The organism is Flavobacterium sp. Leaf82, assembly GCF_001422725.1.
In the GTDB taxonomy this organism is placed as follows: domain Bacteria; phylum Bacteroidota; class Bacteroidia; order Flavobacteriales; family Flavobacteriaceae; genus Flavobacterium.
In genome coordinates this window covers 114,225-133,149 of sequence record NZ_LMMA01000012.1, presented here as the reverse complement: position 1 = coordinate 133,149, position 18,925 = coordinate 114,225, and the positions used below count along the sequence as shown (strand labels likewise).

Below are 18,925 nucleotides of genomic sequence, written 5' to 3'. Positions count from 1 at the left end.
AACTATTTTTCTAATCTTTTTGTTCTATTCTAAAACCTACGTCTGTAATACCATCTAAAGCCTGAACACCAGGAATTTTTCCTGATTCTCTAACCGCTTGTTTAATGTGTACTTTATATTTTCCTTTAAACTTTACATCTTCTTTATAATAAAGTTTACTTTCTTTTATGTCTGTAAAACCGTTACCCAGTAAGGTTCCGTCCGGTTTTGCCATCTCATATTCTAAAGTATCTACTTTGGTGAAACCGCTTGGTGTTTCAATAGCCACAATTAAAAATAAATTCTTGAAAGGATAATTGTTGTTGTCCCTCAAATTTATAAATAAATTGTATTTTTTGGTCGAATCTAAAACCGGCAGATCAAAAGTTACAATACTGTCTTTGTTCCAGGCACTTCCAACAGATTTATACTCATCAAATACTCTTTTTTTATCACAAGAAAAAAGAAGTATTGCTGCCAAAAAAAGAATCCCGCTATTTTTTATTCTCATTTTTAGTAATAATTATAGGTTTTCTAGGTTCAGCCGGTTTATTATCATTCGAGTTATTAGGTTTGTTCGACTGATTTGGCTTATTATTATTCGGTTTATTTCCTTTATTTGGATTATTTCCCTTATTTGAATTTCCTGTCGCAGGTTTGTTTTGATTTGGAGTTGCCTGAGGTTTGTTTGGAGTAGCCACAATCGCTGCTTCTGCATTTGGTTTGCGTTTGCGATTTGGTTTTTTCTTTCTTTTAGGCTGATCAAAACGGGTTAAGCTTTCCTGACCCATTGCATTGTTAAAGTCTTTTTCAGGTTCTGAAACTACTTCGATAGCAAAATCTTCAAGAGATGAAACTTTGTTTTTCTGTTTATTTTCAGCAATAATCTCTTTTACCTGATCAATTTTTAAAACATGCCAGTTTGCAAAGTTATTTGTATATGCAAACCACATCAATCCTTTAAAAATGTCTTGTTTCTGGCAAATTGCATCTCCCTTTTCTGTTACTAATTTAGTATCATAATCCGGAAAATCTTTTAGAGCATCCATGTAAGTATCAAGCTCATAATTCAAACAACACTTTAGTTTTCCGCATTGTCCGGCTAGTTTTTGAGGATTCAGCGAAAGTTGTTGGTAACGCGCTGCTGATGTGTTGACACTTCTAAAATCTGTTAGCCATGTCGAACAACACAATTCTCTTCCGCAAGAACCAATTCCGCCTAAACGAGCTGCTTCCTGGCGGAAACCTACTTGTTTCATTTCGACTCTGGTACTAAATTCTTTCGCAAAATCTTTAATCAAAAGTCTAAAATCGACTCTGTCATTTGCCGTGTAGTAAAAAGTAGCTTTCGAGCCGTCTCCTTGAAATTCAATATCAGAAATTTTCATTTCTAATTTATGCTGAATCGCCAATTCACGTGCACGAACTTTCATTGGTTCTTCACGATCACGCGCTACAGACCAAATATCTATATCTTTTTGGGAAGCTTTTCTATAAATTTTAGGCACTTCATTACTTTCGTGATTAACGCCTTTTTTCTTCATTTGAATTTTTACCAATTCTCCTGTCAAAGTAACAATTCCAATATCATGTCCAGGTGATGCAACAGTTGCTACAATATCACCAATGCTTAATGTTAATTTTTCTGAATTTCTAAAAAATTCCTTGCGGCCATTTTTAAAACGTACTTCGACACAATCAAAAATAGCTTCTCCATTAGACGGACTCATGTTTGCGAGCCAGTCAAAAACCGTCAATTTATTGCAGCTATCGGTGCCGCAAGTCCCATTATTTTTACAACCCTTTGGTGCGCCACCATCTGAGGTTGAACAACTTGTACATGCCATAATTATATATGTAGTGTTGCAAAAAAAGCAACTTAAGTTCATAAACGTTTGATCGGTAAAGATAGTATTTTTTTTAGTTTGTAATTTAAGCAATACTCTTAAGGTATGTTAAATGGGTAAACGACTCATTTTTAGATCTGAACACTATACTACTCTATTCACACATTACCCTATTCTGTTACTTTTTTGTCGTTTACCATTAATAAATTCTCTTAAAATGAAGGAATTTTGCAACTTAAAAATTTTCCGGAATATTTCTTTAATCCACCATATACAGATTAAGTAAAAACGGATTTTTTGTCTAATGAATGTATCTCCTAAAGTCATTCACTCCTAATTACTTTGTCTATGCAAAACATTACTTTTAAGAAATTTCGTTTTTGTTTTTTTATTTCTTTATTCTTTATTACTCTTCAAACCAGGGCTCAATTTCCATTTTTTGAAAGTTTTAAAAACAATACAGCTTCTAATATACAATTTGGAGGATCTCCTACTGCTTTTCTTACCTCAGGGGCTGGATTAAAAGATGGATATAATGATCCGGAAGGAGATGGCTATCTAAGATTGACCAGGGCTTCATCATTTCAAAGAGCCTCTGTTTGGTCAGATCTTTATGCTTTTCCATCCGCTTACGGAATGACTATTTCATTTGAATATTATATTCATTCTGGAAGTGGCGCTGATGGTTTAGCTTTTATTTTATTCGATGCAACTGCATCACCAATAAGTACGGGAGCTTATGGTGCCTCATTAGGATATGCTCAAAATGACACAGATAATGGTTTTTCGAAAGGTTATCTGGGGGTTGGGATTGATGAGTATGGTGGTTTTGCAACAAACAACGGCGGAAAAAATGGTGGTGTAACAAACCGTGCTCAAAACAGCATTACGCTTAGAGGAGCTGGTTCTGGAAAAACTGGATATCCATTTCTAAAAACTGCCACAACAACTTCATTTACAGATTCTTTTACTGTTCCAGGTAATGATCGAACAGCAACAAATCAAACTAATACTAGTTTTCGAAAAATAGAAATAGTTTTAAAACCTCGTATTCCCCAAGATGGTTTTTTCATAGATGTTTATATTACACATGGCAATACTAAAACTTTAGTCATTGATAATTATCTATATGTAACACCTGCACCTCCAAAATTAAAATTCGCAATTACATCCTCAACAGGTTCAGATCATAATTTTCACGAAATACGAAATTTAAATCTGTCAGTAGATTTAGCTACACTTTTAGTTCCGATAGCAAGACCAAATTTTATCTCTGAATGTTCAGGTTTAACAGCGAGTACTCTTACTGATATAAATGACAATAATGACGGAACACTTAATACATTAGCGACTATAAATAGGGAGACAATAGACTTAGATTTGGATACACCAGGTATACAATCATCTAAAACAGTTTCAGGAAAAGGAACATTTACCTATGACTCTATTACAGGAAAAGTAACTTTTACTCCGCTAAATAATTCTGTAGAAGAATCCGTTGAAATAAATTATACTTTTAATGATTATTATGGTAAACCATCTAATGTTTCTACGATCACATATACCCCAATAGTAAACAGACCTAATGAAAATCGAGAAAACAAAACAATTACTTCAGGAGAAACCTATACATGGCCTGTAGATGGACAGCCATACAGCGTTTCAGGAATCTATAGTAAAATAAATGATGGTTGTACAGCAAATCAAGTATTAGAATTGAACGTAAATCCCGAGCCTTTAGCATGTAATGGTGAGATGCAAACAATTTTAAAGGACGATTTTGGTTCAGGAATTCCTGAAAGAGGTCCCAGACCTTCTATAACGGATTTTATTACTACATATAATTTTTCACCAACTGGTACTATAGGCCCAAATTCATATGGAGTAGCTAAAAATGCTAACGGAGGAAACAGTTCATGGTCTAGTGGTGGTGATCACACAACAGGAAAAAACGGAGATGGATATATGTTGGTTTTTGATGCAAACACAACTGTAGGAAGTGTTTTTTACGAAAAAAAATATACTAACCTCTGTACTGGCAGTTTATGTACTTTTTCTATTTATGCTGCAAATTTAGTACCTGCTTCATATGCAGGCTTTACTGTTAAGCCAATGGTTAAAATTGATTTAATAAATCCACTAAATGTGGCTATTTTAAAATCTATGACTTCTGGTGAATTAGGCTTAAGCCAAAGAGATGAACTTTTATGGAATGAACTTTCTTTATCATTTACCATACCTTTAGGATTAGATGCAGTAACTGTTAGAGTAAGTAATGGTCAGGGAAATGCAAATGTTTCCGGTAACGATGTAGCATTTGATGATGTTTCATTTAGCATTTGCGTGCCTTCATTGACAATCCAGTCTGAACGGGTATGTCTTGGCGAAAGCACCAATTTATTAGCAAATATCGATAATTCTACAACAGCAGAATATAGTTATCAATGGCAACAATTTAACGGAACAAACTGGCTCGATATTACAGGAGAAACTTCAATTGGATATATAACTCCTAAATTATTTGAAAATACCAAATACAGAATTCGTTATGCTCAAACAGGAATTGATATAACTAACAATAATAATTTAATCTGTTCTGGTAATAAGGAAGTATTGGTGCAAGTTACTCAACTAGCAAAAGCCAATGATATAACTGTAACAACAATCCCTACTATCTGTGAAGGTTCACAAACAACAATAACTCCATCATCAAGTATAAGTACAAATTTTTATTGGTATGATAGTTCTTTAAGTGATGCTATACTTTTAGCAACATCTTCATCTTATAACACAGGAATACTTACAAACACCAAAACTTATTATCTGGGCGTAAGTGGCGATGATTATTGTGAAAATAAACCTGAGGATAGAAAAGCTGTAACGGTAAAGGTAAATCAGAAACCAACAACTGTAACAACAACAAAAAACATTTGTTTTGAAGATTCTTTTTTATGGGATGCAAACGGACAATCCTACATCAACTCAGGAACGTACACTGTAATTAATGATGGATGTACCGCAGATCAGGTATTGAAACTGACCGTAAGCAATGAACTTACAGCTTCATTTACTCAAACAAATATAAAATGCAAAGGCGAGAATAACGGATCTGTTGTAATTACTCCAAACGGAGGAACTGCACCATATATAATTACTCCAGTACAAACTGGGTTGAATGCCGGGAACCATACTTTTACCATAACCGATAGTAACAATTGCGAAACAACTATTGACACAACAATTACGGAACCTGAAGAACTAAGTGCCATAATCGAAAGTCAAATTGAAGTAACTTGTAAAGGACAAAATAACGGATCTGTTGTAATTACTGCAAACGGAGGAACTGCGCCTTATAACATTACTCCGGCACAAACGGGATTGAATGTTGGTAACCATACTTTTACTATAACCGATAGTAACAATTGCCAAACATCAGTAGACGCTACAATTATAGAACCTGAAGAACTAAGTGCTGTAATCGAAAGTCAAACTGAAGCAACTTGTAAAGGACAAAATAACGGATCTGTTGTAATAACTCCAAACGGAGGAACCACACCATATATCATTACTCCGGCACAAACTGGATTGAATGCTGGTAACCATACTTTTACTATTACAGATAGCAACAATTGCCAAACAACAATAGATGCTACAATTACCGAACCTGAAGAACTAACTGCAACTGCAGGAAATATAACAAACGTATTGCGCAAAGGGGATTTTACCGGATCAGTTGAAATTACTGGTCATGGAGGAACTGCACCTTATAACATTACTCCGGCACAAACAGACTTAGCAGCAGGCAATTATACTTTTAAAGTAACCGATGCAAATGCCTGTATTGCAACTATAGATGTCACAATTAGTGAACCAAACATGGCATTGACTGCCGTGGTTGAAAGTCAGATAAATCTAAAATGTAAAAATGATTCAAGCGGATCTGTAATAATCAAACCAAGTGGAGGTTCTGGTAGATACATCATTTCACCAACACAAACCNAGTCAGATAAATCTAAAATGTAAAAATGATTCAAGCGGATCTGTAATAATCAAACCAAGTGGAGGTTCTGGTRGATACATCATTTCACCAACACAAACCGGACTATCTGCAGGGAATCATACTTTTACAGTAACAGACAGCAATAATACATCAATAACCGTTGACGCAACAATTACCGAACCTGAATTATTAAGCGCTGTAACCGAAAGTCAAATTGAAGTAACTTGTAAAGGACAAAATAACGGATCTGTTGTAATTACTCCAAACGGAGGAACTGCGCCATATATAATTACTCCGCCACAAACTGGGCTAACTGCTGGGAATTATACTTTTACTATTAAAGATAGTAACAATTGTGAAACAACTATTGACGCAACAATTACGGAACCGGAAGAACTGACTGCAACTTCAGGAAATATAATACACGTATTGCGCAAAGGAGACTTTACAGGATCAGTTGAAATTACCGCTCAAGGAGGAACTGCACCTTATACTATTACACCTGCTCAAACAGATTTAGCAGCAGGCGATTATACTTTTACAGTTTTACAGTAACCGATGCAAATGCCTGTATTGCAACAATAAGCGTTACAATTAGTGAACCAGACATTGCATTGACTGCTATCGTTGAGAGTCAGATAARTCTAAAATGTAAAAATGATTCAAGCGGATCTGTAATAATCAAACCAAGTGGAGGTTCTGGTGGATACATCATTTCACCAACACAAACCGGACTATCTGCAGGGAATCATACTTTTACAGTAACAGACAGCAATAATATATCAATAACAGTTGACGCAACAATTACCGAACCTGAATTATTAAGCGCTGTAATCGAAAGTCAAATTGAAGTAACTTGTAAAGGACAAAATAACGGATCTGTTGTAATTACTCCGAACGGAGGAACTGCGCCATATATAATTACTCCGCCACAAACGGAATTAATTGCTGGCAATTACACTTTCACTATCACAGATAGCAACAATTGTGAAACAACTATTGACACAACAATTACGGAACCTGAAGAACTAAGTGCCGTAATCGAAAGTCAAATTGAAGTAACTTGTAAAGGACAAAATAACGGTTCTGCTGTAATTACTCCAAACGGAGGAACTGCGCCATATATAATTACTCCGCAACAAACTGGGCTGACTGTTGGGAATTATACTTTTACTATCATCGATAGCAACAATTGCCAAACATCAGTAGACGCTACAATTACGGAACCAGAAGAACTAAGTGCTGTAATCAAAAGTCAAATTGAAGTAACCTGTAAAGGACAAAATAACGGATCTGTTGTAATTACTCCAAACGGAGGAACTGCGCCATATATAATTACTCCGCCACAAACTGGGCTGACTGTTGGGAATTATACTTTTACTATCATCGATAGTAACAATTGTGAAACATCAGTAAACGCTACAATTACGGAACCCGAAGAACTAAGTGCTGTAATCGAAAGCCAAATTGAAGTAACTTGTAAAGGTAAAAATAACGGATCTATTGTAATTACTCCGAATGGAGGAACTGCACCATATATCATTACGCCGGCACAAACTGGATTGAATGCTGGCAACCATACTTTTACTATTACCGATAGTAACAATTGTCAAACAACAATAAATGCTACAATTACAGAACCTGAATTATTAAGTGCTGTAATTGAAAGTCAAATTGAAGTAACTTGTAAAGGTGAAAATAACGGTTCTGTTGTAATTATTCCAAACGGAGGAACTGCACCATATATCATTACACCGGCACAAACCGGATTGAATGCAGGTAACCATACTTTTACTATCACCGATAGCAACAATTGCCAAACATCAGTATACGCTACAATTACGGAACCTGAAGAACTAAGTGCCGTAATCGAAAGTCAAATTGAAGTAACTTGTAAAGGTAAAAATAACGGATCTGTTGTAATTACTCCAAACGGAGGAACTGCACCATATATCATTACGCCGGCACAAACTGGATTGAATGCAGGCAACTATACTTTTACTATCACCGATAATAACAATTGCCAAACATCAGTAGACGCTACAATTACGGAACCTGAAGAACTTAGTGCTGTAATCAAAAGTCAAATTGAAGTAACTTGTAAAGGTGAAAGTAACGGTTCTGTTAAAATTACTCCAAATGGAGGAACTGCACCATATATCATTACACCGGCACAAACGGAATTAATTGCTGGCAATTACACTTTCACTATCACAGATAGCAACAATTGTGAAACAACTATTGACTCTACAATTACAGAACCGGAAGAACTAAGTGCTGTAATCGAAAGCCAAATTGAAGTAACTTGTAAAGGTGAAAGTAACGGATCTGTTGTAATTAATCCGAATGGAGGAACTGCACCATATATCATTACGCCGGCACAAACTGGATTGAATGCTGGCAACTATACTTTTACTATTACCGATAGCAACAATTGCCAAACATCAGTAGACGCTACAATTACAGAACCGGAAGAACTTAGTGCTGTAATCAAAAGTCAAATTGAAGTAACTTGTAAAGGACAAAATAACGGATCTGTAGTAATTACTCCAAACGGAGGAACTGCACCGTATAATATTACACCTGCACAAACTGGATTGAATGCTGGCAATCATACTTTTACTATCACCGATAGCAACAATTGCCAAACGAAAATCAATGCAATAATAACTGAACCTCAAATATTAAGTGCTGTAATTCAAAGTCAAAATAACGTAAAATGTAAAGGTGAAAGCAATGGTTCCGTTGTAATCAAACCAAGTGGAGGAACTGCACCATATATAATTACTCCAGCACAAAACGGATTGAATGCCGGCAACCATACTTTTACTATCACCGATAGCAACAATTGCGAAACGAAAATCAGTGTAATAATAACTGAACCTCAAATATTAAGTGCTGTAATTCAAAGCCAAAATAACGTAAAATGTAAAGGTGAAAGCAATGGTTCCGTTGTAATCAAACCAAGTGGAGGTTCTGGTAATTATAATATCACTCCGTCTCAAACTGGGCTTAGTGCAGGCACTCATACTTTTACTGTAACAGACAACAACAAGTGTAACACAATAATTGTTGTAACTATTACAGAACCAAATATTTTAGATGCTAAAATCCTTGGTCCTATTACGCCCGAATATTGTTCAGGTGATCAGGATGGCATGTTTAGTATAGAAATTTCTGGAGGCAGCAAACCATATAGATATAGTTTAGACAAAGCATCTGGGGCCTTTTTACAAGGACAACAAGAACAAAATGTATTTGATTTTGAAAACATCTCCGCAGGTAAACATATTGTTTACATTCAGGATATATCAGGCTGTACGACAAAAATTGATGTCATTCTTCCTGAGGCAGTTGTATTAAATCCAACTGTAGAAATTGATTCAAACTGCAAAAATAATGTAACGTCAAATTTTGTAACTGTTACCATCGATTCAAGTAATACCAATCTTACTGATATAGATTATGCTCTTGATGGCGGATCTTACCAAGTTGAAAATATCTTTACTAATATTGCCTCTGGAGACCACATAATCTCTGCAAGACATACAAATGGCTGTATTCAGTCTACAAAGATATTTACTATTGATTACATCGAACCATTGGCACTAACTCTGGTAGATGGTGAATTGAATGAAATTGTAGCAACTGCAACTGGTGGTAATGGGCAATACAGATATTCATTTAATGATGAATCCTTCAGCACCACAAATAAACTCATCATATACAAATCAGGAATATATACAGTTACTGTAACAGATAAAAATGGATGTACAACTACTTCTTCAAAATATTTTGAATATATAGATGTCTGTATTCCAAATCACTTCACTCCAAACGGAGACGGTATAAATGATGAATGGGGACCTGGATGCACCATACAATACAAAAACTTAACCTTTACAATTTTTGATCGATATGGTCGTATAATCGGTAATTATAAGTATGGTCAAAAATGGGATGGAAAATACAATGGAACAGAATTGTCTTCTGGTGATTACTGGTATGTATTTAAACTAAACGATAATAAAGACAATAGAGAGTTTGTTGGACATTTCACCCTTTACAGATAACAAATAACAAAACAATTACGTTGTCTAAAACTTACATTACAATGAAAAAATTTATCCTAACAATACTACTTATGGCTGTAACCTCAGGTTATAGCCAAGAGTTAAATTTACCGGTTTTTACACAATATCTGGCAGACAATCCATTTGTTATATCTCCAACATATGCAGGTATTGGTGATAATTTAAGAATACGTGCCAATGGCTTAACACAGTGGGTTGGTATTAAAGATGCACCTGATAATCAATCTTTATATGCTGATTTCAGGATTTTGGACCGCTCCGGAGTAGGAATCTCACTTTATAACGACAGCAATGGTTACACAAAACAAATGGGAGGTAAAATATCTTTTGCACATCACTTGATTTTAGATTATTATTCTAAACAATATTTATCATTAGGAATCTCCTATAACTTTAATAATTTTAAAATTGACATCAACGAATTCAAACCTACTTATGAAAATCCTGCACCAGATCCTGGCATTACAAATGACAGATATTTAGCCAATAGCAACTTTGATATAGGAGCACTATATAGAAATAAAGGATACTTTTTGAGTTTAAATATTAGCAATATTCTAGAGAAAAAAATAGATCAATTTACTGGTATAGAGCCAAGTTTACTTCGTAATTATCAATTGTATACTGGATATACTTTTAAAGGAGCAACTGACAGAATTGAATTTGAACCTTCTGTTTATTTCCAAATGTTTGCCAGTGACCAACGTTCCAGTACAGATTTGAATTTTAAGTACAGACAATACAATCGTTACGAAGATTACTTTTGGATTGGAGTTTCTTATCGTTTCTTAAACGATCAGTTTTTAGAACCGTTAATGATGGGACCAATGGCAGGATTTAAAAAGAATAATTTTTATTTTGGATATTCTTATCAGGCATCATTAAACCAGCTTGGAGCTTACAATTCGGGAACTCATGTTGTTACTATTGGACTTGATTTTCTTCGAGGAATTAGTAATTGTTCCTGTACGCAAAGTCCTGTACATTATTAAAATTCTTTTTATTAATCCTAAAACATATTTAAATACAAGAAAACCCATTCTATAAATTAGAATGGGCTTTCTTGTATTTTAAGAAGACTTTTTTCTAAGTATCTTTAATCGTAATAATCTTGACTGGAGAAGCCTTCGCTTCCAATTCAAAAATTTCTACAATAATATGATTAGGAGATTTTAAAGTAAAAAAAACTTTTGCCTCTTTTAATGAAGTAAAATTGACTTCCCTTTTTTGACATTTGAAACTTCGAGATACGTTTTGACAACCGTTGTTGGGCACAACCGTGGCCTTCAATCTTTAAAACCTGAACTCCGGAATCTATTACCTGATCTAAAAAATCTAATGTATATAAATCTTTTTTAATTTTCATCTTGAAATATATTTCTCAATTTTATGTTTTATCTTACAACATAGTTTGTGAAGTCAATTATTATTAATCTGGCTTCATTAAAGCATAATTTTCATTTAAAATACAACTTCAAATGCAAACACAAAACCAAATTGAAAATTTCCTTTTCCAGGGAAAATTTGACGAGGCCAGAGAATGCCTAAATAATGGCGAAACTTTTAACGATCAATATCTTAAAAACAATTTTTCTCAAATCACAGCCAAAATTATTACAGCCAAAGAAATTGATTTCATTGAAAAATTAATAAAAGCAGGTTTTATTGAAACCGATATCTATGAATTGGATAGTTTTGACAAATCGATTTTTAATTCTTTAACCGGATTAAAAGATGACGATGAATCGATTGCATTTTTCAAAGAATTGATGTCAAAAACGGAAAATATTAATGATGAAATAAGCGATAAAACGTTACTTGGTTATTTTCTTGAAAAAAATGCATCTCCAAAAATCATTAAAACTCTGATTGATGATTTTGGGGCGAATGTTCAATATAAAAATAATGCAGGAGAAAATTTCATCTATACCATTTTGAACACTTATGGTCTTGAAACAGATAAAGTAAAAGAATACATAGCTATTCTTCTGGATAATGGTATCGACATTAACGAAAAAAACATCGTTGGTACAACTCCGTTAATCTGTGCTATTAAAAGAAGCAAGAAAGATTTTGTTCCCTTCCTGCTCGAAAATGGAGCGGATGCCAACGAAACAGACAACCTCAACAATACTGCTTTTTATTATGCTGTTGCTGAACAGTTTTCTTTTGATATGTACGATGCGTTAGCAACAGTTTCTTCACCTGATTTTAATATTGTAAACAAAGACGGACGCACTTTATTGACTCATTTCATCAGTTCTGTTTCGGGCTCGCCAAGCGATATTACCTTTTTAGAAAGATTGTTATCAGATGGTGGCGATGTAAACTTCTGCGCTCAATATTATGGTCAGCCAAAATCGGGGATTGATTTTATTGTGGAAAAGAAATCAGACATTTTAAAATCGGTTTTAGAAAATGTTTCTTTAGATGTAAATGAACAAGACAATCAGGGAAACACAATTTTGCATAAAGTTTGCGCGTATAATGTCAATTATGATGCAGAAATGGCAAAAGAAACCTATCGAAAAGTAAAACTGCTCTTAGATCAGGGAGTAGATATTTCGATTACCAATGATAAAGATGAAACCGCTTTAATGCTTGCATCCGGAGATAATCTAAAAATTAAAACGGTCGAACTTTTAATGAAATCATAAACTGAATTATACAAAATACCACTTATATGTCAATGTCATTTATAATTGCCTGTGAAAACGGCAACAGAAAAATAGCCGAATTACTGCTTCAAAACAAGGAAGTGGATGTAAAATATACAGATGAAAAAGGAAGAACTGCCCTTCACTATGCAGCTCACAGAGGTTATCTTGATATTGTAAAAATTTTATGCGAAGATGGTGCTGATATTAATTATGAAGATCATCAGGGAGAAACGCCTTTGTTTTTTGCTTGTCTTCAAAAGCAAAAGCAAACCTCTTTATATCTTTTAGAAAATGGCGCTGAAATTACCAAAAATGATAAATCGGGAAACAGTCTTTTACATTTAGTAGTTCAAACTGCTCAGACAGAAATTGCAACAAAGTTGCTTGAAGCAGGAATTGATGTTAATTTACTCAATAACAACGGAGAAACTCCGCTTTTACTAGCTTCAACAAAATTAAATCGTGAAATTATTCAGTTGCTTTTAGACAAAGGAGCCGATATTAATGTCACAGATAAACAAGGAAACACACCACTTCTTCATGCTTGTTACACCAAATCGATCCCGGTTGTAACTTTACTATTAGACAATGGCGCTGCTATAAATCATGTCAATCATTCCGGAGAAAATGCGCTATTGATTGCGTGCTATGAAACCAACAGAATGCTTGCTAAGCTTCTAGTAGAAAGAGGAGCTGATGTATTCACATCAAACAATAACGGCTTCTCTCCTATTTGGTACGCTTGCGCGAATAATCAAAAGGAAATCGTCTCTTTATTTCTAGAAAATGGAGTTGACGTTAACTATAGCAAACCTTTAGCCAGCGATACTTCTTCTATGAATGATTATCTGGATTGGATTATAAGTGCTACTAACATTTCTAACGAATCTAGTTTTACGCTCAACAGTTCTTATACGTATGGTGGCGAAAGTCTTTTGCATATTGCTACCAAAAAAGGCAATTTGAGTATGGTAAAATTACTAATCGAAGCTGGGGCAGATATCAACATTCAGGACGAATCCGGGAATACACCTTTGCATTACAGCGCTGCAAACGGAAAAAAAGATGTTGTCAAGTATTTACTCGATAACAAAGCAGACGCATCCATTGTAAATGTAAAAGAGCAAAAAGCAATTGATTATTCGAATGTAAAAGGCTTTAATGAAATTACAGAATTGATTTTGAAGTATGCGCCATCTGGAACTGTAATAACACCAATTCAGAAGGAAGAGCCACAAAAAGCAGATTCAGGAAATTCTATGGAAGGAAAGAAAAAGGCATTATTGGATTTAAAAGAACTTTTGGATGCCGGAATTTTAACTTCTGAAGAATTTGACACTGAGAAAAATAAAATTTTAAAAGGATAAATAACAAACTTAAAAAATGAAAAAGACATTAAATAATTCCATCATATTAGTATTAATCGCTGCAAGTTTAGTTCTCACCTCTTGTACAAACCTTTCCCCAGAAAAAACTTTTGAAATAGCCGCGCTAAATTCGAATTTATTATCCCGTTTTGGCAGTAAGGATATTAATTTTAAACTGGCATCTGAACCTCAGATTTATGATGAAGCCCAAAAAAAGATGATTTCATCTTCCTATTATGATTATTTTAAATTTGATATTGCTAATTTAGAAACTCAGTTGAAAAACATCAAAGATATAAAGGAAGATGATGACAATCGAGAACTTCTTCAGGCATCAAAAGATTTATTCTCTTATGCAATTGCTAAAGAAAAAGAAGGCTATTTGACAATTGCCAAAATGAAGGATGAAAAAGCTTTACCAGAACAAATAGAAAAAGTAATAGCAGATTTTGATGCCTCAACTCAAAACGATATAGAAGCTAAGTTTACAAAATTAATGAATGCTGCAAAGGCATATGTCGAAAAGCATAATATCGATGCCAAAATAGGCATTTAATAAAAGATAGTTTCTAAGACAAAACAAACCCTATTTTGCATATTACAAAATAGGGTTTGTTTTAATCCTAAGTCTCCTTAACCGTTATAATTTTTACCGGACAGGCTTTCGCAGCCAGTTCAAAACCTTCAGCAAGAGTGTGATTATTCGATTTTAAAGTAAAAAACCCTTTGGCTTCTTTCGAATGAATCAATACCGACTTCCCATCTTTCTTAGACATTTGAAAGTGCAACGCATCCATTTCTACGCAATAATTGCATCCAATACATTTGTCTCTTTGTAATGTTACAATAACCATTATGCCTCAACGATTTTATATAATTTGTCCGACACTCTGATTCGGAAAGGAAGTTTTAAAGTACAATCATCTCCTTTTGTTGCTTTTTCAGATTTCAGATCATTGACTAACATATCTTCAATTACCATTTCCTGAGCTCCTGTACTTGGTCCGGTTACTAAGATTTTATCTCCAATTTTTATATCGTAAGCTTCGATTTTAAATTGTCCTACTTCTGCTTTCGGAAAGTAATGCGTTCCTTTCCCCACATAAACCTTTTTTTGTGTTGCTGCAGATCCCGGAATGTCGCTCCATTCACCTAATTCTTGTCCTAAATAATATCCAGACCAAAAACCACGATTGTAAACCGTATTTAAAGCTTCCATCCAAACAGAAACTTTTTCTTTCGAGAATGTTTTGTCATAATAGGAATCAATTGCTTCGCGATAGGTTTTGATAACCGTTGCTACATACTCCGGCGCACGACCGCGACCTTCAATTTTGAGTACCTGAATTCCGGAATCTATAACCTGATCTAAGAAATCCAGTGTGCATAAATCTTTTGGCGACATCATATATTCGTTATCCAGTTCGATCTCGAAACCGGTTTCCTGATCGATAACAGTATATTTTTTACGGCAGTTTTGCTTGCACGCACCACGATTTGCAGAGGAATTATGCGAATGTAAACTCAAATAACACTTTCCTGAAACTGCCATACACAAAGCACCATGTCCGAAGATTTCTATTTCTACTAAATTTCCGTTCGGTCCTTTTATCTGCTCTTTCTCAATTTGATCTGTAATACTTTTTACCTGACGTAAACTTAATTCTCTACTTAAAACCATTGTGTCAGCAAACAGGCTGTAGAACTTTATGGTTTCAATATTCGTTACATTCAATTGCGTAGAAATATGTATTTCTATACCAATTGTTCTTGCCATTGCAATTACGGCCTGATCTGAGGCAATTACGGCAGTAATGTTAGTTTCTTTTGCTTTGTTCAGCAATGTCTTTACAACAGACAAATCGTGATCGTAAATGATCGTATTTAAAGTCAGGTAGCTTCGTACGTTTTTAGCTTCGCAACGATTGGCAATTTCCTGCAAGTCATCCATAGTAAAATTCACCGTTGAACGCGCACGCATATTAAGTTGTTCTACGCCAAAATAGATAGAATCTGCGCCATTATCGAGCGCAGCCTGAAGTGACTCAAAACTCCCGGCGGGAGCCATAAGTTCAATTTTATTATTTAATGTCATTGTATTAATTTTAAAGCTTATTTTTTTCTCTAAAAAATTAACTTTATGTGGTATTTGAACGTGCTAAAGTTTTGCACTAAATACTAATTTTATTCTAAAATTTTATATATTTTATCTGACAAACGAATACGGAATGGTACTTCAAAAGTAACTCTATCTCCAATTTTAGCAGTAATGGCTTCTGCTTCGTTGACGATCATTTTTTCTAAAACCAATTCCTGATTACCTGTAGTTGGTCCGGAAATTAAGATTTTATCACCAGCATTCAATTCCTGATTTTCAACAGTAAAAAGTCCAACTTGTGCTTTTACATAATAATGCTCCGCTTTACCAATAAGTACTTTTTTTACTTTTATTTTCTGGCGAATATCAACTGGTTTTTCAGCTGTGCCTAAAGCAGCATTTGATAGTTCTCCGGAATGTTTGAATTTTAAACTATCAGACTTTCCTTTTCTAAAAACCTTGTTTCCAACTTGTTTTCCAGTTCTCAATCTTACCTGATCAACCAAAGGCATATGGATAACTTCAAGACATTCTGTAGAACAGCAATTTTCCATTGCAGCTTTGCATTCATCACATTGAATGAATAATAAATGGCATCCGTCATTTTCGCAATTGGTGTGATTGTCGCAAGGTTTTCCGCATTGGTGACATTGTGAGATTATATCTTCGGTAATTCTTTCGCCAAGACGATTATCAAATACAAAGTTTTTACCAATGAATTTGCTTTCCAGACCTTCTGCTTCAATTTGTTTGGCGTAATTAATGATCCCTCCTTCTAATTGAAAAACATTTTTAAAACCCTGATGTTTAAAATAAGCACTTGCTTTTTCGCAACGAATTCCACCTGTACAATACATTACAAGGTTTTTATCTTCTTTATGATTTTGTAACTGATCGTTGATTATTGGCAAACTCTCTCTAAAAGTTTCAACATCTGGAGTAATTGCGCCTTTAAAATGTCCTACTTCACTTTCGTAGTGATTTCTAAAATCTACTACAATCGTGTTTGGATCGTCTAAAATTTCATTGAATTCTTTGGCTTTCAAGTGAACGCCAATATTAGTTACATCAAAAGTTTCGTCGTTTAAACCGTCAGCAACGATTTTATCACGAACTTTAATGGTTAATTTTAAAAATGAATGATCATCATGTTCAACCGCTTCATTCAAACGAATGCCTTTCATGAAATCATATACTTCCAGAGTTGCTCTAAAAGTTTCCAAATTTTCTTCAGGAATACTCATTTGAGCATTTATTCCTTCAGTAGCAACGTAAATTCGGCCTAAAGCATCGAGGGTATTCCAGGCTACAAATAAATCATCGCGAAATTTTTTGGGATCTTGAATTTTGGCATACGCATAGAAAGACAACGTTAGTCGTTGTTTACCGGCATCATCGATCATGATGGCTCTTTCTTCTGCGCTTAAAGTGTTGTACAGTTGCATGCTATAAACAGTTTTTAAGTTTAGAAATTATTTTTTGAGGTGCAAAGGTACTAAATAAGGTTCTAAGATGCAAAGACTCTAAGTTTCTAAGTGTTTCGCTAAAACTCTAAGATAAGATATAAACATTTTAGATCATTTGATTTTTAGCCCAGATGGTAGCGGCATCCTTTTGTGCCGGGGTTCGGCACAAAAGATATAGTGGACAGCTGGATTAGCTTCAAATAAAAAAGACTGCCTAAATAGACAGTCTTTATATAAACTTAGAACCTTAGTTACTTAGAACCTCAGCAGCATAAAAATTAGCAAAACTCATTAAATGCATCTTGCAAGTTTTCAGCAATTAATTCAGCTGGACGACCTTCGATATGGTGACGCTCTAACATGTGAACCAATTCTCCGTTTTTGAACAAAGCCATAGAAGGGGATGATGGAGGAAAAGGAAACATATGTTGTCTTGCTGCGTCAACAGCTTCTTTATCTACACCTGCAAAAACTGTAATTAAATGATCTGGTTTTTTAGCACCTTCTAAACTCATTTTTGCTCCCGGACGTGCATTTCTTGCAGCACAACCACAAACAGAGTTTACAACAACTAAAGTGGTACCTTCAGCTTTGATAGCATTATCTACAGCGTCAGCACTATGTAAATCTTGAAAACCTGCAACTGTCAATTCAGCTTGCATTGGTTTTACCATTTCTTCTGGATACATATTTCTTTATTTTTAAATTTTACTTTTGAGTTGCAAAGTTACAAACTTTACTCGCAACTACTTAATTTGACGTATAAAGTTTTGTTATAGTTCAATAGTAGATTTTGAATACAGTAAAACTTTGTAGCAATACCGGTAATTGAACTCGCTTTTAAAGATTTTTTATAGCAACATTTCTACTTCTGTCTGGATATAAAACACAGTACATTAATTAGATATTTCTAATGGATCTAAAGCGCAACCTGTTTTGTTTTTTTATCCAAAAATTGATAATTATATTGTTTCAAATGGCTATATCTACTCTTTATTTTATGTTTGGTAGTTAAAACAGTTGACTTATTTTGTTCCGAAATTTCAATAGTTGACAGATAACTGCTCAGATATTTTTTAAGGATTTCTATATTTCCAACTTCTATAGAATAAATTATTTTTTTCCCTTCGTTCTTTATATTTACAAGATTTGCTTTTTTTAATTCTAATAAATGTTTCGATATTGTAGATTGTGCTAATGGAATTAATTCAACAATTTCGCCACAAGTTCTGTCATTTCTCTTCCATAGTAGCGTCATAATCTGAATTCTTGCAGGATGCCCAAGTGCTTTGCAAATTTTTCCTATTGCTTTGGTTTCTGTATCAAAATGTAAATGTTTGGTAATCCCCATAAATTTGCCAATTAATTCATTATCGTAAATGAACGATTATATAAAACCTGTATCGTTTTTACA

Annotated in this window: 13 protein-coding genes and 1 pseudogene; 7 read left to right on the top strand and 7 right to left on the bottom strand. The window is 34.3% G+C overall.

Annotated elements, in window-relative coordinates:
• Positions 1 to 10: 10 nt before the first annotated feature.
• A complete protein-coding gene (locus ASF10_RS09155) occupies positions 11 to 490 on the bottom strand; it encodes a gliding motility lipoprotein GldH (RefSeq protein ID WP_056247969.1) in 480 nt (159 codons plus the stop codon).
• Positions 474 to 1,826: a stage 0 sporulation family protein gene (locus tag ASF10_RS09150; RefSeq protein ID WP_056247968.1), complete on the bottom strand. Its 1,353-nt coding sequence runs from the start codon at positions 1,824 to 1,826 to the stop codon at positions 474 to 476. The genes ASF10_RS09155 and ASF10_RS09150 overlap by 17 nt, the downstream gene beginning before the upstream one ends.
• Positions 1,827 to 2,174: 348 nt before the next feature.
• Here ASF10_RS09150 and ASF10_RS24695 point away from each other — a divergent pair.
• The 7 genes and pseudogenes from ASF10_RS24695 to ASF10_RS09110 all read left to right on the top strand — a co-directional run.
• A pseudogene (locus tag ASF10_RS24695) lies at positions 2,175 to 5,825 on the top strand (hypothetical protein); the annotation flags it as partial.
• 1 nt (position 5,826) lies between these two features.
• Positions 5,827 to 6,381, top strand: a 555-nt coding sequence (locus tag ASF10_RS09140; protein ID WP_206743360.1) for a SprB repeat-containing protein, incomplete at its 5' end; no start/stop codon positions are given.
• A 59-nt stretch (positions 6,382 to 6,440) separates the two neighbouring features.
• A complete protein-coding gene (locus tag ASF10_RS09135; RefSeq protein WP_056247960.1) occupies positions 6,441 to 9,899 on the top strand; it encodes a T9SS type B sorting domain-containing protein in 3,459 nt (1,152 codons plus the stop codon).
• A gap of 41 nt (positions 9,900 to 9,940) precedes the next feature.
• On the top strand, positions 9,941 to 10,912 hold the full coding sequence (locus ASF10_RS09130) for a type IX secretion system membrane protein PorP/SprF (protein WP_056248951.1): 972 nt from the start codon (positions 9,941 to 9,943) through the stop codon (positions 10,910 to 10,912).
• A gap of 486 nt (positions 10,913 to 11,398) precedes the next feature.
• Positions 11,399 to 12,577 carry an ankyrin repeat domain-containing protein gene (locus tag ASF10_RS09120; protein ID WP_056247956.1) on the top strand — a complete coding sequence of 393 codons (1,179 nt, stop codon included), beginning with the start codon at positions 11,399 to 11,401 and terminating at the stop codon, positions 12,575 to 12,577.
• Between the two features lie 26 nt (positions 12,578 to 12,603).
• Positions 12,604 to 13,947 (top strand): ankyrin repeat domain-containing protein, encoded by a 1,344-nt coding sequence (locus ASF10_RS09115; protein ID WP_056247953.1) that lies wholly within the window; start codon positions 12,604 to 12,606, stop codon positions 13,945 to 13,947.
• A 16-nt stretch (positions 13,948 to 13,963) separates the two neighbouring features.
• Positions 13,964 to 14,503, top strand: coding sequence for a hypothetical protein (locus ASF10_RS09110; RefSeq protein ID WP_056247951.1), 540 nt, complete (start codon positions 13,964 to 13,966; stop codon positions 14,501 to 14,503).
• Between the two features lie 67 nt (positions 14,504 to 14,570).
• On the opposite strand, the gene ASF10_RS09105 is transcribed toward ASF10_RS09110, so the two are convergent.
• From ASF10_RS09105 to ASF10_RS09085, 5 genes are all read right to left on the bottom strand, one after another.
• The gene (locus ASF10_RS09105) at positions 14,571 to 14,801 is read right to left on the bottom strand and encodes a ferredoxin (RefSeq protein ID WP_056247949.1); all 231 of its coding nucleotides are present in this window, start codon (positions 14,799 to 14,801) and stop codon (positions 14,571 to 14,573) included.
• Positions 14,801 to 16,042, bottom strand: coding sequence for a peptidase U32 family protein (locus ASF10_RS09100; protein ID WP_056247945.1), 1,242 nt, complete (start codon positions 16,040 to 16,042; stop codon positions 14,801 to 14,803). Before ASF10_RS09100 ends, ASF10_RS09105 begins: the two co-directional genes overlap by 1 nt.
• Before the next feature lie 89 nt (positions 16,043 to 16,131).
• Positions 16,132 to 17,490: a rhodanese-related sulfurtransferase gene (locus ASF10_RS09095; RefSeq protein WP_056247941.1), complete on the bottom strand. Its 1,359-nt coding sequence runs from the start codon at positions 17,488 to 17,490 to the stop codon at positions 16,132 to 16,134.
• Between the two features lie 299 nt (positions 17,491 to 17,789).
• Positions 17,790 to 18,200 carry a BrxA/BrxB family bacilliredoxin gene (locus ASF10_RS09090; protein ID WP_056247939.1) on the bottom strand — a complete coding sequence of 137 codons (411 nt, stop codon included), beginning with the start codon at positions 18,198 to 18,200 and terminating at the stop codon, positions 17,790 to 17,792.
• Between the two features lie 230 nt (positions 18,201 to 18,430).
• Entirely contained in the window at positions 18,431 to 18,862 is a 432-nt protein-coding gene (locus ASF10_RS09085) for an ArsR/SmtB family transcription factor (RefSeq protein WP_056247936.1), read from the bottom strand.
• Between the last annotated feature and the right edge of the window lie 63 nt (positions 18,863 to 18,925).

Bases quoted from the DNA above. Each gene is read 5' to 3' on its own strand.
- ASF10_RS09150 (WP_056247968.1), bottom strand. From the start codon at position 1,826: ATGGCATGTACAAGTTGTTCAACCTCAGATGGTGGCGCACCAAAGGGT.
- ASF10_RS09100 (WP_056247945.1), bottom strand. From the start codon at position 16,042: ATGACATTAAATAATAAAATTGAACTTATGGCTCCCGCCGGGAGTTTT.
- ASF10_RS09155 (WP_056247969.1), bottom strand. From the start codon at position 490: ATGAGAATAAAAAATAGCGGGATTCTTTTTTTGGCAGCAATACTTCTT.
- ASF10_RS09105 (WP_056247949.1), bottom strand. From the start codon at position 14,801: ATGGTTATTGTAACATTACAAAGAGACAAATGTATTGGATGCAATTAT.
- ASF10_RS09120 (WP_056247956.1), top strand. From the start codon at position 11,399: ATGCAAACACAAAACCAAATTGAAAATTTCCTTTTCCAGGGAAAATTT.
- ASF10_RS09085 (WP_056247936.1), bottom strand. From the start codon at position 18,862: ATGGGGATTACCAAACATTTACATTTTGATACAGAAACCAAAGCAATA.
- ASF10_RS09095 (WP_056247941.1), bottom strand. From the start codon at position 17,490: ATGCAACTGTACAACACTTTAAGCGCAGAAGAAAGAGCCATCATGATC.
- ASF10_RS09110 (WP_056247951.1), top strand. From the start codon at position 13,964: ATGAAAAAGACATTAAATAATTCCATCATATTAGTATTAATCGCTGCA.
- ASF10_RS09090 (WP_056247939.1), bottom strand. From the start codon at position 18,200: ATGTATCCAGAAGAAATGGTAAAACCAATGCAAGCTGAATTGACAGTT.
- ASF10_RS09115 (WP_056247953.1), top strand. From the start codon at position 12,604: ATGTCAATGTCATTTATAATTGCCTGTGAAAACGGCAACAGAAAAATA.
- ASF10_RS09130 (WP_056248951.1), top strand. From the start codon at position 9,941: ATGAAAAAATTTATCCTAACAATACTACTTATGGCTGTAACCTCAGGT.